We start from the raw sequence: 17,304 nt of genomic DNA on the forward strand, positions 1-17,304 counted from the left end.
AGGTGCCGGTGATGTTGATGTTGGTGGAGATCTGCCGGCGTACCGCCTTTTATTTCCCCCGCCAGCCGGAAAAGGCCAGCTTGCCCGATCCCCGCTGCCTTAAAATTAGCCCCTGAGGGATCCCTTCAGCCCATGAACCTGCCCCCGGATCGCCAACGGGAACACCAGGCCAACGAGCGCACCTTTCTGGCTTGGCTGCGCACCTCTGTGGCTCTCATTGCCTTTGGTTTTGCCCTCACCCGCTTCAGCCTCTTTCTGCAGCAGATCGAAGCTTCCAGCTCCCCCGAGCAGCCCTCCCCGAGCCACGGCCTCTTGAGTACCCAGAACCTGGGCCTCCTGTTGGTGATCTTTGGGATCCTGACAATTGGCCTTTCAACCTGGCGCTACAACCAGGTGATGCGGCAAATCGAGGCGGGCAACTTTCGCCCCAGCCGTTTTCTCGTCTGGATCATGGCTGCGGTGGTGGCCCTGTTTGGGCTGCTGAGCCTTCCCCTGATGCTGCGCCGCCCCCGCCCTCAGGAGCCTTCCCGGCTCAGCCTGCCGGAGTGAAGGGCTGCCAGCGGCTGCAATTGCCGGGCTTGCTGCTTGAGCCGCTCGATCAACTGCTTGCACACCACCTCGCACAGCTCAAAGCAGATGGGATCGGCAATTTGGTAGTAGACGCTCACGCCCCTGGGCTCGCGGCTGACGATCCCTGCCTGCGCCAAGATCTTGAGATGTTTGGAAACGTTGGCCTGGCCCATGCCGGTGGCCTCTAAGATCTGGGTGACGTTCTTGGGTCCCGAGCGCAACTGACACAGGATCTGCAGCCGGCTGGGCTCCGCCAAAACCTTGAAGTAATCCGCTACGCTGGTCAGCACTTCCGGCGTCAGAGTCAACTGGCACTCGTCTTTGCCACCTTTCACGAGCTCGTCCCAATCCATAGCCTGTCTTGAGGGATGCGCTGGCTTGATTTTAACACTAAATAGTTATACAGTAGATCTAGAGGCCCGAATTGGATCGCGTTCGGGTTTTGCCAACAGACAGGAGGGCAGCATGCTATTTCGCCAACTGTTCGACACCGAGACGAGCACCTACACCTATTTAATCGCAGACCCAGACACCCGCGAGGCAGCTCTGGTGGATCCCGTTTTGGAGCAGGTGGAGCGGGACTTGAAGTTAATTCGAGAGCTGGGTCTGACCTTGAAGTACTGCTTGGAAACCCACGTCCACGCCGATCACATCACCGGCACTGGCAAGCTGCGCGAGCTGACCGGCTGCCAAGGGGTGGTGCCGGTTCAGGCCAAGGCGCAATGTGCGGATCGCTTTATCGGCCATGGGGAAACGCTGCAGGTGGGATCCATTGTCATCGAGGCCATCGCCACCCTGGGCCACACCGACAGCCACATGACCTATCGCGTCAATGGGGATCGCGTTCTTACCGGCGATGCCCTGCTCATTCGCGGCTGTGGGCGCACGGATTTCCAGAGCGGGGATCCCGGCCTGATGTATGACCATGTTACCCAGCACCTGTTTACCCTGCCGGACGAGACGTTGGTCTATCCCGGCCATGACTACCGGGGGCACACCGTCTCCACTATTGGCGAAGAGAAGCGCTGGAACCCCCGCTTTGTGGATCCGGAGACCGGAAATTTGCGTTCGCGGGAGAGCTTCATCGCCCTGATGAACAGCCTCAACCTACCTCAGCCCAAGAAGATTCAGGAGGCGGTGCCGGCCAACGAGCAGTGCGGCCAAGTGGCAGCAGCCGCGGTTTAGGGGGAGGCCGCAAGGCTTGGCGCTGGGTAGACTTCTCTCAGGCAGCCCGTCAGGAGGGTTGAGAGTGGAACCCCAAAATCTCTATGAGAGGGATTTCTATGCTTGGACGCAGCAACAAGCCCAACTGCTGCGGGAGCGGGCCTGGGAGAAGCTAGACCTGCCCCATTTGATTGAGGAGATGGAATCGTTGGGCAGGCAACAGCGGCAAGAGCTGCGCAACCGGCTAGGGGTTTTGGTGGGGCACCTTCTGAAATGGGAGTATCAGCCGCAGGCTAGATCTGTAAGCTGGCTTCTTACCCTACAGGTGCAGCGACAGGAAGTTCTGGATCTATTGGAAGAAAACCCCAGCTTGAGGCCCTATTTGCCGGAGGCCATCTCCAAGTCTTACTTGAGGGCGCTGCAGCTAGCCCTGGAAGAGACCAAGCTGCCCAGAAAGACTTTTCCCAAGACGTGTCCTTACGCTCCCGAGCAAATCCTGGATAGCCAGTTTTACCCCGGCGAGCCCAGCAGGTTGCTTGAGGAAGAAGGTTAGTTACCCGAGGAGGAAACCAATGACTGTAGCCCGACAAAATCCTACGCCTTCCGCTCAGCAGGAACGGGATCCCCGTCTCAAGGAGATCGACGCCCTGACCTTAAAGCAGTGGCTGGATCAAGGGCGGGTACAGCTCATCGACGTGCGGGAGCCGGGAGAATATGCCGATGAGCGGATCCCAGGGGCGATCAACATGCCTCTGTCTAGCTTTGATCCGGCCAAGGTGCCCGCCTCGACGCCGGAAAAACCGGTGGTGTTGCAGTGCCGCATGGGCAGCCGCTCCATCCGCGCCGGCTGTCAGTTGCTGGAGTACGGCTGGCCGGAAGCGATGAGCCTAAAGGGCGGGATCGAAGCCTGGAAGGCCGCCAAGCTGCCCACCACCCGCACCCGCAACGCCCCCATCTCGCTGATGCGGCAGGTTCAAATTGCGGCGGGATCCCTGGTGGTGGCCGGCACCCTGCTGGGAGCTTTTGTCCATCCGGCCTGGCTGGTGTTGAGCGGCTTTGTGGGAGCCGGGCTGGTGTTTGCCGGGATCACCAACACCTGCGGCCTGGCGCTGCTGTTGGCCCGCATGCCCTGGAACCGAGGTCAGACGCTATGAGCAGCGAGATCCCGTCCGCCTCTTCTACAAAGCAGGGGATCTGGGCGCGCTACCTGCCCTTTGCCAAGGATTCCTTGTGGTGGCTTCGCTATCGGCGAGAGGATCTGCCGGGGGATCTCATTGCCGGACTGGTTACAGCCACTCTTCTAGTGCCCCAGAGCATGGCCTACGCGCTGCTGGCCGGGCTGCCTCCCCAGGCGGGCCTCTACGCCAGCATCCTGCCGGTGATCGCCTACGGCTTTCTGGGATCCAGCCGGGCTTTGTCGGTGGGGCCGGTGGCCATCATCTCCCTGCTGGTGGCCGCGGGCTTGGAGCCGCTGGCGGAGCCGGGCAGCCCGGAGTATGGCCGGCTGGCGCTGGGCTTGGCCCTGGAAGCGGGCTTGATCCAAGTAGGGGTAGGTCTGCTGCGGCTGGGGTTTTTGGCCAATTTCTTGAGCCACTCAGTGGTAACGGCCTTCGGCAGCGCGGCAGCCTTGATCATCGCCTTCAGCCAGCTCCGCCATCTGCTGGGGGTGAAGATCGCCAACACCGAGTCCTTCTGGCTGCTGCTGCAACGGCTCTGGCAGAGCTTGGAGGGAGTCAACTGGGCCACCCTGGGGCTGGGGCTGTTATCCATCGCCCTCTTGGTGTACGCCCAGCGGAAGCTCCCAGCGCAACTGCGCCGCTGGGGGATCCCACCCCTCTGGGGCCTACTTCTCACCAAGGGCGCGCCGCTGGGAGCCGTCTTCCTGACCACGCTGCTGGTGTGGGGGTTGAACCTCTCGGAAAGATCAGGAGTGGCGGTGGTGGGATCCATTCCGGCGGGTTTGCCCCCCCTGACCTTCCCTTGGCTGAGCTGGCCAGAGTGGCGAGCTTTGCTGCCCACAGCCTTGGCCATTAGCTCGGTGGGCTTTACAGAAAGCTATGCGGTGGGGCAGTCGCTGGCCAGCCAGCGGCGCCAGAAAGTGGATCCCAACCAGGATCTGGTGGCCCTGGGGGTGGCCAACCTGGCGGCAGCCGTGAGTGGTGGCTACCCGGTAACCGGTGGGATCAGCCGCTCGGTGGTTAACGCTCAGGCCGGGGCCAACAGCGGCCTGGCCTCGGTGGTCACGGGATCCCTGATAGCCCTGGCCGTGATCTGGCTGATGCCCCTGTTTACCTTCCTGCCCCAGACGACCTTGGCAGCTATTGTTTTGGTAGCCGTGTTGGGGTTGGTGGATTTTCACCCCTTGCTGCAGAGCTGGCGCTACGACCGCGGCGATGCCTTGGTTTGGCTGGTCACCTTTGCCAGCGTGTTGGGGATCGGGGTGGAGCCGGGGATTGGGCTGGGGGTGCTGGTTTCCATCCTGCTCTTTCTTTGGCGGGCCAGCCGTCCCCACATCGCCATTGTTGGCCAGGTGCCGGGCACCGAGCACTACCGCAACGTGCTGCGCCATGAGGTGATTACCGATCCGCGCATCTTGGCGGTGCGGGTGGATGAAAGCCTGTTTTTTGCCAACGCGGCCTACCTGCAGGAGTCCATCCTGCAGGAGGTAGCAGCGCGGCCAGCAGTGGAACAGGTGCTGCTGGTGGCCAGCGCCATTAACTTCGTCGACGGCAGCGCTTTGGAGGCCCTGGCCCAGTTGGTAGAACGTCTGCAGCAAATGGGGGTGGGCTTTGCCCTGGCCGAGGTGAAGGGGCCGGTGATGGATCGCCTCAAAAGGGCTGGGTTTGTGGAGAAAGTGGGCGCCGAGCGCTTCTTCTTGTCGACCCACCAGGCGATGCAGGTTCTCAAGTCTCAGACGAACTCTATGCCGGCAGCCGCTTCCGGATGAGCACAATCGGCGTTTGCTCTGCCGCATTGCCGGCTGGGTTCTTGCGCAGCGCCTGCTCCACCAGCTCCTCCTCCACGCCAGGGCTGGTTGCCAGAACGCTTACTTCGCCTAGATCGTTGGCATCGACAATGGCCACCTCGTAGCCGGTCTGGGCATGGAGCTCGGCCACCAGCTTGGCCGGATCCCGCGGCCCCAAGACGATGAACTGGTCGTAGGGGGGCAAAGTGCCGGTGACATCGTCGATCAAGGCCGCCTGCTCCCCCGCCAGGGCGTAGAAGGCTCCGCGGATCCCCAGCAATTTGGCCAGGGATCCTACCACAAAGGCCGCCAGCACCCGCCAGGCCCCGGAGCAGTCGATCAAAGTCTGCATCCCGTAGCAGCTTGAAAGACTGGTCTTGGAGGGGAAGAAGTAGCACAGGGTGCGTGCCAGCCAGCCGGGTTGGACTTGGAGAGGATGGCGAAAGTTGCCCTGCACAATGGCCACGGCACTCTCGGAAATAGCCACCACATCCCCAGGCTGGACGTGAGGGCTCACGTACCGCTGCAGCACCTCGGCCAAGTCATCGCTGGGGGTCAGCAGATGGGTGGGAACGGCGGCCCAAAGGAGGGATCCCTGCTTCTGCCAGTTCAGCTCTGGCAAGGGCTCCACTTCCTGCAAGGGCAGGATCAGGTGGCTGGTCTTCAGGGTGCGCCGTTGCCGCCCGTACTGGATGTAGTCCAACTCCAGCCAGGCCGAGCGCAAATGGGCCAGCCCTTCCCCCTTCAGCTCGATCTCGACTTCTAGGCCAGTCTGGTTCTGGGGGGTGATGATGTAGGCCTGCCAGTAGTTGTCTTGGCGGGGGGGAAGATCCGGATGGCGAGAGCGCAGGCGTAGGCGGTTGTGAATGCCTTCTAGGGATCCGGCGCTGAGCAAATGCAGTCGCGGCTCCACCTGGGCCAAGGTGACTTCCAAAAGGGGGTTGAGGTTGCGAGCCACAAACTCCGCTTGAATGACCCAGTGCTCGGGGGTGTGGCGGCTGATGCGCCAGCCTTGGGGCTCCACCACCAGGTGATCGGCGGGGCGGGTCTTGAGCCAGTAGAGCAAGCTGCCCAAACTCAGCAGCAACCCGGCCACTACCTGAGCCCAGCCCCAGGGATCCCAAAGCCAACGCCAAGCCCCCCATAGGCTGAGTCCTACCCCAGCCAGCACTGCAGCCAACACGCCACGATTCACCATGCTGCTACTTGTTGCCATTGGGATCCCACTCCTCAAAAAAAGACAAGTGCTTAAACCCTGCTAAAGTCTGCCCCTTTGTCCACCACAACACCCTAGACTACAGGTACGCTCTAGCTCTTCTCCCAAACCCTAGCCATCCTACCGGGAAACTGAAGCAGGCCGTAGCGGGATCCCTACCTAATTTTTAGTCTCAAACAGTTAGCTTACAAATAGATTTCATTTCAGCTAGAAATCGCAGGAGCCCCGCACTGTACCCGTAGGGTCAGTGTCGGGAGGAATGCGGAAGTTATGATAGAACCATGACCCAAGTCCTGACTGTAGCTTGCAAACTCAAGGTGTCCCAGTCGCAGGCCGCAAAGTTGGATGCGACGATGGATGTCTTTGTGCAGGCGTTGAACTGGGTCAACCAAAACACACCCGAGAAAGTCGCCAACGCAGTCAAACTCCAATCCCTTTGCTATTACCAGATTCGCGCTCGGTTTGGCTTGTCCAGTAATCTGGCCCAGCAGGTCTGCAGACGGGTGGCAGGCGCTCGCAAAGTGGCGAGACAGCGCAACCGTCCAGTTAAAGAGTTCAAGCGTAGGTTCGTTACCTACGATGCACGTATCTTCTCGTTTCGCGAGAAAGACTGGACAGTGTCGCTTGCCACGGTTGATGGAAGAGAACGCTTTGAGCTAGCCATTGGCAACTACCAGAGGGGAATGCTGGCTGGCTCTAACCCCAAATCGGCCACCCTAGTCCAGCGCAAAGACGGCTCCTACTCCATCCAGATTTGTGTTTGTGTCGAGGCAGACCCCCCCAAGCAACAGAACACCGACAAGGTGATTGGGGTTGACCTGGGACGGCGAGACATTGCACATACCTCCGAAGGAGACAACTGGAATGGACAGCAGCTGAGCAAAGTCCGAGATCACTACTGTCGGTTAAGAGCGTCTCTTCAGCGCAAGGCCAGTAAGGGCACCCGCAGTTGCAGGCGGCGATGCCGTCAACTGCTGCAACGGCTGTCTGGCAAAGAGAGACGCTTTCAAGCTTGGGTGAACCACAGTATCGCTAAGCGCATCGTTAAAGCAGCTCAATCTCTTTCTGCCTGCATTGCCATTGAGGACTTAAGCGGCATTCGAGAACGCACCAATCAACACCCCCGCAGTCATGAGGAGCGGCGGCGTAGCAATAGCTGGGCGTTCTACCAGCTGCGGCGGTTTATCGAATACAAGGCTGTGAGGGCGGGTGTCAAAGTGGTAGCTGTCCCTGCGGCCTATACCTCGCAGATCTGCCACAAGTGCCTGCATATTCATCCCGACTCCGCTCAATCCTATCGCAAGGGTAAGCAGTTCAAATGCGGGCACTGCGGTTGGGAAGGGGATGCGGATTTTAACGGTGCGAAGGTGATTGCGCTTTTGGGGGCTGCCGTAAACCAGCCTAGAGGTCCGTGGTTGGCTTGCCAACTGCAGGGCTGCCGAAAGCCCGCCCTGTACTGCGAAGCAGTCAGGGTCGGGTAGTTTACGCTTTTCAGAACACTCTGGGAGTTTCCTATGGCGCACAAACAGCAATTCAAAAGTTTTGCCGACATGATTCAGGGATCCAAAACCCCGATCCTGGTGGATTTTTATGCTTCCTGGTGCGGCCCTTGTCAGGTTATGGCGCAAGTGTTGGAGCAGGTAAAACCTCAGGTGGGGGATGCGGTTACTTTTGTGAAGGTTGACACCGAAAAGTACCCAACCATCGCTGCTCGCTGGGGCATTCAAGCGGTGCCAACGCTGATCCTCTTCAAAGATGGGAAGCCGATTGACCGCATTGAGGGGCTGTTGCAGCCGCGGGCCCTGTTGGAGCGGTTGCGGGCGCAGGTCAACCTGCCGGTAGGCTAGGTGGACGTTGCTGGGATGGGGTCTTTTGGTCATCTTCTGGTGGCACAGCGAGCTCTCCAGCAAAACCGTCTTTGAGATGTCCTCGCAGGTGTTTGAGCGCTCTTTGGGATCTCCGCCTCTGGAGGTTCACCTGGCGGGAGAAGTGCCCTATCGCACCGCTTGGGCTTGGCAGCAAGCCAGGGTGGCTCGCCTGATCTGCAATCCGCAGCTGCCAGATGGGCTCCTACTGCTCACCCACCCGCCGGTCTACACCCTGGGGGCAGGGGCGGATCCCAAGTTCCTCAAGAGCTTGGCTGGACAGATAGGATCCCCAGCTATCCACCCGGAATCTCCTTCTGAACAAGAGCCAGAAATCCTGCGGGTAGAGCGCGGCGGCGAAGTCACTTACCACGGGCCAGGCCAGTGGGTTGGTTATGCGATCCTCAACCTCAGGCGCCACCGTCTGGATCTCCACTGGTACCTGCGCCAACTGGAGCAGGTGCTTATTGAAACTGTGGCCCACTTTGGCCTGCGGGGGGAGCGGATCCCTGGCCTCACAGGGGTTTGGGTGGAGGGGCGCAAAGTGGCGGCCATCGGCATCAAGGTCTCCCGCTGGGTGACCTACCACGGCTTTGCCTTGAATGTCTGCCCCGATCTGTCGGCCTTCGAGGCCATCGTGCCCTGTGGGATCCCTGATCGCCCGGTGGGATCCCTAGTGCACTTTTGTCCAGAGGTAACGATGGCTGCCGTAGCTCCGGTGCTGGTGGAGTCGTTCTGTCAGGTCTTTGGGCTGCAGGCTCAGGCAGTTTCCCTGGCCGAGTGGTTGGGAGAACGCAAGTCTCTAAAGACTCAAGGCTAATCCACCCCCAACTGGCGCAGCAGTTGCTGCAGGATGGTTTGGTCGGCAAAGTTGCCGCTCTTGGAAAAGAGAGCCAAGGCCTGGCGAAAGTCGGCCATCGCCGCTTCTCGATCCCCCAGTTGCAGGTGGGCCACGCCGCGGCTGAAGTAGGCTTCTGGAATTCGCGGATCCAACTGAATGGCCCGCTCCGCATCGGCCAGAGCTTCTTCCGGCTGGCGCAACTGGTTGTAGACGTAGCTGCGGTTCACATAGGCCGGCGCATAGCTGGGATCCAACTGCACCGCCCGATCCAGATCCGCCAGGGCAGCTACGGGATCCCCCCGCAGCAACTTGAGGGATCCCTGCCAGTTGAACTCGGAAGCGGTGTTTGGGGCCGAGGTCTTCTCAGGAGGAGGTGGGAAGGCAGGCAAAGAGATGGCAGGGGCAGGAGCGAGGAATGCTGCCAAGAAACCTATCAGAGCTATCCTTCCCCATCGACACTTGATTGTGCTCCGCACCGCTAATGACGTCCTCTTCGGATCCCGAACTAGTTCAATATAGACCGTCGGCGAGAGGGGCAACCCCCTGCACTTAACTTGCAAGGGGTGCGGGGAGCTACAAGTTCCGCGCTCTGGCGGGAAAGTCAGCTAGAAATCGCAGGAGCCCCGCACTGTACCCGTAGGGTCAGTGCCGGGAGGAATGCGCTTTGATGAAGTACAATGAACTTATGAGCCAAGTCCTGACCATCTCCTGCAAGCTCAAGGTGTCCCCGTCGCAAGCCGCCAAATTGGACGCGACGATGGATGCCTTTGTACAGGCATTGAACTGGGTCAACCAGAACACGCAGGAGAAGATCGTCAACGCGGTCAAGCTGCAATCCCTTTGCTACTACGAGATTCGAGCCCGGTTTGGCTTGTCCAGTAACTTGGCTCAACAGGTGTGCAGACGGGTAGCGGGTTCCCGCAAAGTGGCTAAGCAGAAAAAGCGTCCCGTCAAGGAGTTTAAGAGCGGCTTTGTTACCTACGACGCTCGCATCTTTTCGTTCCGTCAAAAAGACTGGACGGTGTCGCTGACCACGGTTGAAGGGAGAGAACGCTTTGAGCTAGCCATTGGTAACTACCAGCGTGGGATGCTGGCTGGTTCCAACCCAAAAGCTGCCACGCTGGTCAAGCGCAAAGATGGCTCCTACTACATCCAGATTTGCGTAGAGGAAAAGCCACCCAAGCAACAAGATACCGACAAGGTGATCGGGGTGGACTTGGGAAGGACAGATATTGCCCATACATCGGAAGGAGATAACTGGAATGGACAGCAGTTGAACCGAGTCCGAGACCACTACTCCCGGTTGAGGGCGGCACTCCAACGCAAAGCCAGTAAGGGCACACGCAGTTCGCGGCGCAGATGCAGAGAACTGTTGCAACGGCTGTCTGGCAAGGAGAGGCGCTTTCAGGCGTGGGTCAATCATCGCATCTCTAAAGCTATTGTCTCTAGGGCAAAAGCTACCAACAGCGCTATTGCTCTGGAAGACTTGACAGGGATACGGGAGCGTATCAACCAACAACCCCGCAGCAAAGCCGAGCGACGCAGGGCCAACAGTTGGGCGTTCTACCAACTGAGGCAGTTTCTGGAATACAAGACTCTGCGTGCAGGAGTTGCTTTGATTCTGGTGCCGCCTGCCTACACGTCGCAGACCTGTCACAAGTGTTTGCACATCCATCCCGACCCTGCGCAATCCTATCGCAGTGGCAAGTCGTTCAAGTGTGGGCACTGTGGATGGGAAGGGGATGCGGACTGGAATGGGGCCAACATGATTGCCAAACTTGGGGCTGTCGTAAACCAGCCTAGAGGTCCGTGGTTGGCTTGCCAACTGCAGGGCTACCGAAAGCCCGCCCCGTACTGCGAAGCAGTCAGGGTCGGGTAGTTTACGGTCGAGATACCGACTCCTCTGCCAAGTCGTTCTGTGACGCGGGGCAGGAATGCCCAATGGCAAGGTTGGGAGGCCCAAGCTCTATTGGCTAGAGTGAGGGCGGGGGGATGTTACAAGGAAAGCTTCTGGAATAGATGAGCCACCGGCAGGGCAAATCCTGGAATAACCTCTTCACCTTCTAGAAGATCAACCGATTTCAGGAGGCGGTCAGGCTCTTGAGAGCTGCGATACACCAGGACGTAGTGCTCGCTGGGGTGAACCAGCCAAACCAGGCGGCTGCCATTTTCAAAGTACTCCACCAGCTTGTCATGAATTTCTTCAACCGTATTGCGGGGGGAAAGCACTTCAACAGCCAGATCTGGAGCGCCTTCCAAAAATCCTGTGGGCAGTTCAGCCATGCCCTGCAAGCGTTCTTTAGCAAAAAAAGAGATGTCAGGGGAGCGCCAATTTCCACTCTTCATCTTAAAAGCAGTGCTGGAATCTAAAACGATCCCCAGCTTGTTGGACAAAACGTAGGGGGTCAAAGCTGCCAATAGGAGGCTGCAGACATAACCATGGAGTGCCCCCGCGCTTCCCATATCAATTGGCTTCCCATCAACAATCTCGTAGCGATGTCCCTCCCTGGACAACGCCATGAATTCTTCGGCTGTCCAAGCTCTTTTTCCCTGAGTTGGCACAGCTCCGACGGTCATCTGCAAACTCCTTGCTGCTCCTTCGACACCGCAAGCCAAGCCCGCAGGGATCCCCCAGCGGCTTTTCCTCGAGGGGGGACGCCAAAGGCTAAAATAGCCTAGCTCATCCTACTGTACCGACGGAAAAGGCACCTTGATCGAGCGCTACACTCTGCCCGAAATGGGCCAGATTTGGTCCACTGCCCACAAGCTCCAGACCTGGCTGCAGGTGGAGCTGGCTGTCTGTGAAGCGCAAGCGGAGCTGGGGCGGATCCCGCAAGAAGCCCTGCAGGAGATCAGAGCCAAAGCCGCCTTTGACCCGGCGCGGGTTTTGGAAATTGAGGCGGAAGTGAAGCACGATGTTATTGCCTTCTTAACCAACCTCAACGAGCATGTGGGCGAGGCAGGGCGCTACATCCACCTGGGCCTGACCAGCTCGGATGTGTTGGATACAGCCCTGGCCCTGCAGCTTGTGGCCTCGGTGGAGATCTTGCAAGCTCGCCTGGCCGACCTCATCGCTGCTATCCGCGACCAAGCTCGGCAGCACCGCTACACCCTCATGATCGGCCGCACCCACGGTGTTCACGCCGAGCCGATTACCTTTGGCTTTAAGCTGGCAGGGTGGCTGGCCGAGTGCCTGCGCCACCAAGAGCGCCTAGCTCGCCTGCGGGAAGTGGTGGCGGTGGGCAAGATCTCTGGCGCCGTGGGCACCTACGCCAATGTGCCTCCCCAGGTGGAGCAGTTGGCCTGCGCCCGCTTGGGGCTCAAGCCGGATACGGTCTCAACCCAGGTGATCTCGCGGGATCGCCACGCCGAGTATGTGCAGACCTTGGCTTTGATTGGCTCTTCTCTGGAGCGCTTTGCCACCGAGATCCGCCACCTGCAGCGGACAGAGGTGCTGGAGGCCGAAGAGTACTTTGCCCCCGGCCAAAAGGGATCCTCCGCCATGCCCCACAAGCGCAACCCCATCAAGTCTGAACAACTGACAGGGATCGCCCGCCTTCTACGGGGGTATGCCGTCTCGGCCCTGGAAAACATTCCCCTCTGGCACGAGCGGGACATCTCCCACAGCTCGGTGGAGCGGGTGATCCTGCCCGATGCCTCCATCCTCTGCCACTACCTGCTGGTCAACATGGCGGATCTGGTGCGCCACCTGCAGGTTCACACCGGCAACATGGAGCGCAATCTCAACCTCTACGGCGGCGTCATCTTCAGCCAGCAGGTGCTTCTAGCCTTGGTGGAGAAGGGCCTTAGCCGCGAGGAAGCTTACCGCCTGGTGCAGGAAAATGCTCATCGCGCCTGGAACCAGCCGCAGGGAGACTTTCGCGCCAATCTGCTGGCGGATCCCCGGGTGATGGCTCACCTCAGCGAGGCGGAACTGCAGGCTTGTTTTGATCCGCGGCGCCACCTAACCCATTTGGACGAGATCTTTGCCCGCTTGCGCATTTGAGGGATCCCCTATGGTTTGGCAGCGGCAGCACGTCTTGGGCTTGGCGGATTTTACTCCCGAAGAATACCAGATGGTTTTGCAGACCAGCGCCAGTTTCCAGGAGGTGTTGACGCGGCGGTTGCCCAAGGTGCCCACCTTGCAGGGGAAGGTGGTGGTGACGCTGTTCTTCGAGCCTTCCACCCGCACTCGTTCCAGTTTTGAGCTGGCGGCCAAGCGCCTTTCGGCCGATGTGCTCAACTTTTCCCCAGGCACCTCTTCCTTGAGCAAAGGGGAGACGCTCTTGGATACGGCCCGCACCTTTCTGGCCATGGGATCCGATCTCTTGATCGTTCGCCATGCCCAGGCAGGAGTGCCCCAACAATTAGCTGCCGAGATCGACCGCCGCGGATCCCCTGTGGGCGTTCTCAATGCCGGGGATGGACTGCACGAACATCCCACCCAAGGTTTGCTGGATTTGTTTACCCTCTGCAGCCATCTGGATCCCCGGCGTCCCCGTCTGGAGTTGCTGCAAGGGATCAAAATCGCCATTGTCGGCGATATTCTCCACTCGCGGGTGGCCCGCTCCGATATCTATGCCTTGGTGGCTGCCGGAGCTGAGGTTCACTTAGCCGGCCCTCCCACCCTGTTGCCTAAGGATTTTGCCCAGTTTGTGCCCGGCCATACGCTCCCTGTCCATTGGCAGCTAGAGCCTGCCCTCGAAGGGGCGCGTTTTGTTATCACCCTACGCCTGCAACAGGAGCGCATGGGCGAGTTCCTTCTCCCCAGCTTGCAGGAGTACCATCACTTCTTCGGCCTCACGCGGCAACGACTGCGCCTGTGCCACCCGGATGTCAAGCTTCTGCACCCCGGCCCGGTCAATCGCGGTGTGGAACTCAGCTCCGAGGTGATGGAGGATCCCGGCTTGAACCTGATTGAGCAGCAGGTCACCCACGGCGTGGCGGTGCGCATGGCCCTGCTGTACCTCATGGGGGGCGGGCGGATCCCAGCTTAGAGCCCAGATCTTTCTCTGCTCGGGGAACATGTAGAGCTGCCTCACGTCTGGAGTGTTGAAGTCCATCTCCTAGCTAATTCTCTCTGTCAAAAGTCGGAAGAAGCTCTGGCCAGAGCTTTTCCCGCCCTGCTGAAATCATGTCCAAGCTTGCCGAGAGGGGAGCAACATCTTTGTATCAAATTTTACACATCTTGGATCTGGATCCAGTTTTTTTGCAGCCGTCTAAGCTTAGCTCTTATTCAAGTTGTGTCCGTTTGATTGGTTGTCAAATGAGATAGAAGTTCAGCAGCATAAGCCTTTTCGCGGATCCTGGGCTCCAGGATCCTGATTTTGCTGAAATCCAAACTGGCCAAGACCACCAGATGGAAAATCGAGGTTTGGAAACGAGCCAGCACACTCAAAAATATCGATTTTTCTCTTGACTTAACCCAAAGTTAACCTTTAGATATCCTTCCGTTAACTTTGAGGTTATAGAGTTGAAGATGTTGATTTGCCACAGATATTACCTATGCGAACCCTGCTTTCTGCTTTCTCCCTCACCGCTCTAACAGTAGGATTTCTAACAGCGACCTCGGCTCAAGCCCAAACCGTGCAAATCTCCGGGGCGGGCGCGACCTTTGCGGCTCCTTTGCTGCAACGTTGGTTTGACGCCTACAACCGCACCGTAGACCCCACTGTGCAAGTCAGCTATCAGTCTGTCGGTAGTGGTGCTGGCCTAGAGCAGGTGATCAATGGCACTGTGGACTTCGGCGCTTCCGAGGCGCCTTTCTCCGGTGCTCGCCTGGAAAGCTTCCGAGCTAAATACGGCTATGATCCCCTACAGTTGCCTCTGGCGGGAGGGGCCATCGAGTTTGCCTATAACCTGCCCGGCATTGAAGACGGAGAGCTCATCCTGAAGCGGAAAACCTACTGCGGCATCGTGACCGGCGAGATCACTCGCTGGGACGACATTCGCATCAAGGCCGAGAACCCAGGTATAGCAAACAAGCTGCCACCCCTGGACATCACCTGGGTACACCGCTCTGATGGTTCTGGGACTACCTTTGTGTTCACCAACCACATCAGAACTGTCTGCCCTAATTGGACAGCCGGTGCTGGTACTACTGTCGAGTGGCCTGTTGGCATTGGAGCCCAAGGGAATGAGGGCGTAGCCGCCACCATCAAGCAGGAGCCAGGGGCAATTGGCTACGTGAACCAGTCCTATGCCAAGCTGGAAAAGATGACCACTGCTCGCTTGGAAAACAAAGCGGGCAACATTGTTGAGTTCTCGACTGAGGCAGCTACCTCGGCGCTGGATGCTCCCATTCCTGATGACTTTGCGCTGTTGGTGCCCGACCCTGAAGGGCCAAATGACTACCCAATCGTGGGCTTGTTCTGGGTGATGCTGTACCGCGAGTATCCCGATCAGCAGAAGCTGACCAAGCTGGTGGAGGCTCTGAAGTGGACCCAGGGGCCAGAGGGTCAAGCCATCACCAAGGAGCTGGACTACATCCCTATGCCTGAGGCGGCTATCCAGCGGATCTTTGCAGAGCTGGATGCCATCACCGTTAACCCCAATGCGGTGCGATGACTGGGTTGCAGCCTGAACTCCACTAGAGTGGAGCTGGTGGCCGGCTGAGGAGGCAGATGAGGCTTTCTCGGTCGGCTGCTGGCCTTACCTTGCACGGTGGGATTTTTAGGAAAGTTTTGAACCGAAGATGATCATGGGAGAGAGGCTATGACTTCAGCGGCTACGGGTTATGGTTCACCACCAAACCCGGATATCGATGTTGACATTGAGAAAAAGGCGAGCCTGTCTCGGGCTGTTGATGTGGGCTTTGTCCGCCTGACGCTGGCCTTGGCAGGGTTTGCCGGCATTATCCTCATCTGGGTGATTCTTCAAACCACCGAAGCGGCTCTGCCGGCGATTCAGCAGTTTGGCTTGGGCTTCCTGGTTACTACCCGCTGGAACCCGGTGGAAAACATCTACGGGGTACTACCACAGATTTATGGCAGTTTGGTAACCTCTCTGGTGGCTTTGATTTTTGCCATCCCTCTGGGCATTGGCACTGCCATCTTCCTGGCGGAAGGTTTTGCCCCCAAGTGGGTAACGGAGCCGATTGGCTTTGCCGTTGAGCTGATCGTGGCCATTCCCAGTGTGGTGCTGGGGCTGTGGGGGATCTTTGTGCTGATTCCAGCAGTGCGGCCCATCTTTCGAGCCATTAACCAGACGCTGAGTTGGATCCCTTTCTTGGGTGGCCCGGCTCCGCGGGGGCCCAGCTTGTTGATAGTGGCTGTGGTGCTGGGGATCATGATCTCTCCCATCATCATCTCCATTACCCGCAGTACCCTTGAATCTCTGCCACGCAGCCTAAAAGAGGGCGCTTTGGCTCTGGGGGCAACCCGCTGGGAGACCCTCTTAACGGTGATGATCCCTGCCGGCCTGTCGGGCATTGTCAGCTCGATCATGCTGGCGCTGGGACGGGCCCTGGGAGAGACCATGGTAGCGGCCATGCTTTCCGGCAACGCCAACCGCATCAATATCTCCCTAATGCAGCCGGGATCCACCATTACCGGCTTGATTGCCTCTCAGTTTGGCGAGGCAGGACGCTTGCAGGTTTCGGCTCTCATGTATGCCGGCGTGGTGCTGATGGTGCTGACGTTATTGGTCAACATTGTTGCCGAGATCATCATCCGCAAGTTTCAAAACTTGGAGCAGTAACTTGGGAAGCAGAAAGAAGATAAAGGAGCACTGTTATCATGTCCGACTCAGCACAGCTTGCCCCTGAGAAGGTTGACATCGACATTACTCGTGCCGCCATTGCCCCTGTCCGCAATTACACAGGCATTGTCCTAACCCTGCTGAGTGGCCTCTCTGTGGCGGTGATCATAGCTTCCCTATCTTGGGTGCTGTGGGATGTGGGCAAGGAAGGCATCCAGCGGATAAATTGGGATGTCCTCACCCAGACCCGCTACCCTGCCCCTGGCCTGGCGGAAGGGGGCTTTGGTCACGCAATTGTCGGCAATTTAATGGTGCTGGCTACGGGGGCGGCTTTGAGCTTTCCCTTCGGCATCTTGGCGGCAGTGTACTTGTCTGAATTCGGTCGCGGCACCCGCTTGGCTTATCTGGTTAAGTTTTCCTGCAATGTGCTCACGGGGGTACCGGCCATTCTCTGCGGCCTGTTTGCCTATGCTGTGGTGGTGAGGGGATCCGGCTTTTCGGCTTTCTCGGGAGGGGTGGCTTTTGGCGTGCTGATGCTGCCGATTGTCGTCCGCTCCACCGAGGAGGCGTTGCTGCTGGTTTCGCCCGACATGCGCTTGGCTTCCCTTGGCCTGGGCTCAAATCGCTTTCAGACCACAATGCGCGTTGTTTTGCCGGCAGCGGCACCGGCCATCGTAACCGGGCTAATCCTGGCTTTGGCCCGAGCGGCAGGCGAGGCTGCACCTCTGCTCTTTACCGCCTTCAACAACAATTTCTGGTCTACTAATCTATTTGGCCCGGTGGCTACCTTGCCGGTGATGGTCTACTTTTTCTCCATCATTCCCTACAGGGTGCAGCAGCAGCTGGCTTGGGCGGGCGCTTTGGTTTTGTTAGCCATTGTTTTGGCGGCCAGCTTGACCGCTCGCTTTTTGGTGTACAAGACCAGGAAATAGCCTGAGGATTCTCAACAAAGTCTTGAATCGAACTCTTCGTCGAACTCTAGCTC

General features: G+C 58.6%; 18 protein-coding genes. 14 read left to right on the top strand and 4 right to left on the bottom strand.

The features are described 5' to 3' along the window. Positions 1-132: 132 nt before the first annotated feature. The gene (locus NW848_RS02945; protein WP_011430549.1) at positions 133-549 is read left to right on the top strand and encodes a YidH family protein; all 417 of its coding nucleotides are present in this window, start codon (positions 133-135) and stop codon (positions 547-549) included. On the opposite strand, the gene NW848_RS02950 is transcribed toward NW848_RS02945, so the two are convergent. After that, positions 516-923 carry an ArsR/SmtB family transcription factor gene (locus NW848_RS02950; protein ID WP_049749757.1) on the bottom strand — a complete coding sequence of 136 codons (408 nt, stop codon included), beginning with the start codon at positions 921-923 and terminating at the stop codon, positions 516-518. The genes NW848_RS02945 and NW848_RS02950 overlap by 34 nt on opposite strands. A gap of 112 nt (positions 924-1,035) precedes the next feature. Between NW848_RS02950 and NW848_RS02955 the strand changes: the two genes are divergently transcribed. From NW848_RS02955 to NW848_RS02970, 4 genes are all read left to right on the top strand, one after another. Then, complete coding sequence (locus tag NW848_RS02955; protein ID WP_099813148.1) at positions 1,036-1,755, top strand: MBL fold metallo-hydrolase; 720 nt, start codon at positions 1,036-1,038, stop codon at positions 1,753-1,755. 64 nt (positions 1,756-1,819) lie between these two features. Beyond that, positions 1,820-2,287 (top strand): DUF29 domain-containing protein, encoded by a 468-nt coding sequence (locus NW848_RS02960; RefSeq protein WP_414402762.1) that lies wholly within the window; start codon positions 1,820-1,822, stop codon positions 2,285-2,287. Positions 2,288-2,306: 19 nt separating this feature from the next. Beyond that, on the top strand, positions 2,307-2,888 hold the full coding sequence (locus NW848_RS02965) for a rhodanese-like domain-containing protein (protein ID WP_414402763.1): 582 nt from the start codon (positions 2,307-2,309) through the stop codon (positions 2,886-2,888). Beyond that, the gene (locus tag NW848_RS02970; protein ID WP_414402764.1) at positions 2,885-4,681 is read left to right on the top strand and encodes a SulP family inorganic anion transporter; all 1,797 of its coding nucleotides are present in this window, start codon (positions 2,885-2,887) and stop codon (positions 4,679-4,681) included. The genes NW848_RS02965 and NW848_RS02970 overlap by 4 nt, the downstream gene beginning before the upstream one ends. On the opposite strand, the gene NW848_RS02975 is transcribed toward NW848_RS02970, so the two are convergent. After that, complete coding sequence (locus tag NW848_RS02975) at positions 4,656-5,915, bottom strand: hypothetical protein (protein WP_414402765.1); 1,260 nt, start codon at positions 5,913-5,915, stop codon at positions 4,656-4,658. The two genes, NW848_RS02970 and NW848_RS02975, sit on opposite strands and share 26 nt — an antisense overlap. Positions 5,916-6,196: 281 nt before the next feature. On the opposite strand from NW848_RS02975, the gene NW848_RS02980 reads away from it, so the two are divergent. The 3 genes from NW848_RS02980 (at position 6,197) to lipB (ending at position 8,600) form a co-directional block, all read left to right on the top strand. Beyond that, positions 6,197-7,396, top strand: a complete 1,200-nt coding sequence (locus NW848_RS02980) for an RNA-guided endonuclease InsQ/TnpB family protein (RefSeq protein ID WP_414508823.1) — start codon at positions 6,197-6,199, stop codon at positions 7,394-7,396. A 33-nt stretch (positions 7,397-7,429) separates the two neighbouring features. Beyond that, entirely contained in the window at positions 7,430-7,762 is a 333-nt protein-coding gene (gene trxA, locus NW848_RS02985) for a thioredoxin (RefSeq protein WP_414403038.1), read from the top strand. 76 nt (positions 7,763-7,838) lie between these two features. After that, entirely contained in the window at positions 7,839-8,600 is a 762-nt protein-coding gene (gene lipB / locus NW848_RS02990) for a lipoyl(octanoyl) transferase LipB (RefSeq protein ID WP_414403040.1), read from the top strand. Here the strand turns inward: lipB and NW848_RS02995 are convergent. Then, complete coding sequence (locus NW848_RS02995) at positions 8,597-9,046, bottom strand: tetratricopeptide repeat protein (RefSeq protein WP_414508824.1); 450 nt, start codon at positions 9,044-9,046, stop codon at positions 8,597-8,599. The two genes, lipB and NW848_RS02995, sit on opposite strands and share 4 nt — an antisense overlap. 260 nt (positions 9,047-9,306) lie before the next feature. Between NW848_RS02995 and NW848_RS03000 the strand changes: the two genes are divergently transcribed. Next, positions 9,307-10,500 carry an RNA-guided endonuclease InsQ/TnpB family protein gene (locus tag NW848_RS03000; RefSeq protein ID WP_414508825.1) on the top strand — a complete coding sequence of 398 codons (1,194 nt, stop codon included), beginning with the start codon at positions 9,307-9,309 and terminating at the stop codon, positions 10,498-10,500. Positions 10,501-10,616: 116 nt separating this feature from the next. Here the strand turns inward: NW848_RS03000 and NW848_RS03005 are convergent, their stop codons facing one another. Continuing rightward, complete coding sequence (locus tag NW848_RS03005; RefSeq protein ID WP_011430559.1) at positions 10,617-11,198, bottom strand: Uma2 family endonuclease; 582 nt, start codon at positions 11,196-11,198, stop codon at positions 10,617-10,619. 133 nt (positions 11,199-11,331) lie between these two features. Here NW848_RS03005 and purB point away from each other — a divergent pair, with 133 nt between their 5' ends. The 5 genes from purB to pstA all read left to right on the top strand — a co-directional run bounded on the left by purB (position 11,332) and on the right by pstA (position 17,251). Beyond that, positions 11,332-12,627, top strand: a complete 1,296-nt coding sequence (purB, locus tag NW848_RS03010; protein ID WP_414402726.1) for an adenylosuccinate lyase — start codon at positions 11,332-11,334, stop codon at positions 12,625-12,627. A gap of 10 nt (positions 12,628-12,637) precedes the next feature. Further along, entirely contained in the window at positions 12,638-13,618 is a 981-nt protein-coding gene (locus tag NW848_RS03015) for an aspartate carbamoyltransferase catalytic subunit (protein ID WP_414402727.1), read from the top strand. Between the two features lie 508 nt (positions 13,619-14,126). Then, positions 14,127-15,188 carry a phosphate ABC transporter substrate-binding protein PstS gene (pstS, locus tag NW848_RS03020; RefSeq protein ID WP_414402728.1) on the top strand — a complete coding sequence of 354 codons (1,062 nt, stop codon included), beginning with the start codon at positions 14,127-14,129 and terminating at the stop codon, positions 15,186-15,188. A gap of 147 nt (positions 15,189-15,335) precedes the next feature. Then, complete coding sequence (gene pstC, locus NW848_RS03025; RefSeq protein ID WP_414402729.1) at positions 15,336-16,319, top strand: phosphate ABC transporter permease subunit PstC; 984 nt, start codon at positions 15,336-15,338, stop codon at positions 16,317-16,319. Positions 16,320-16,357: 38 nt separating this feature from the next. Further along, the gene (pstA, locus tag NW848_RS03030; protein ID WP_414402730.1) at positions 16,358-17,251 is read left to right on the top strand and encodes a phosphate ABC transporter permease PstA; all 894 of its coding nucleotides are present in this window, start codon (positions 16,358-16,360) and stop codon (positions 17,249-17,251) included. Positions 17,252-17,304 lie beyond the last annotated feature (53 nt).

It is taken from the genome of Synechococcus sp. RC10A2, from assembly GCF_047502605.1.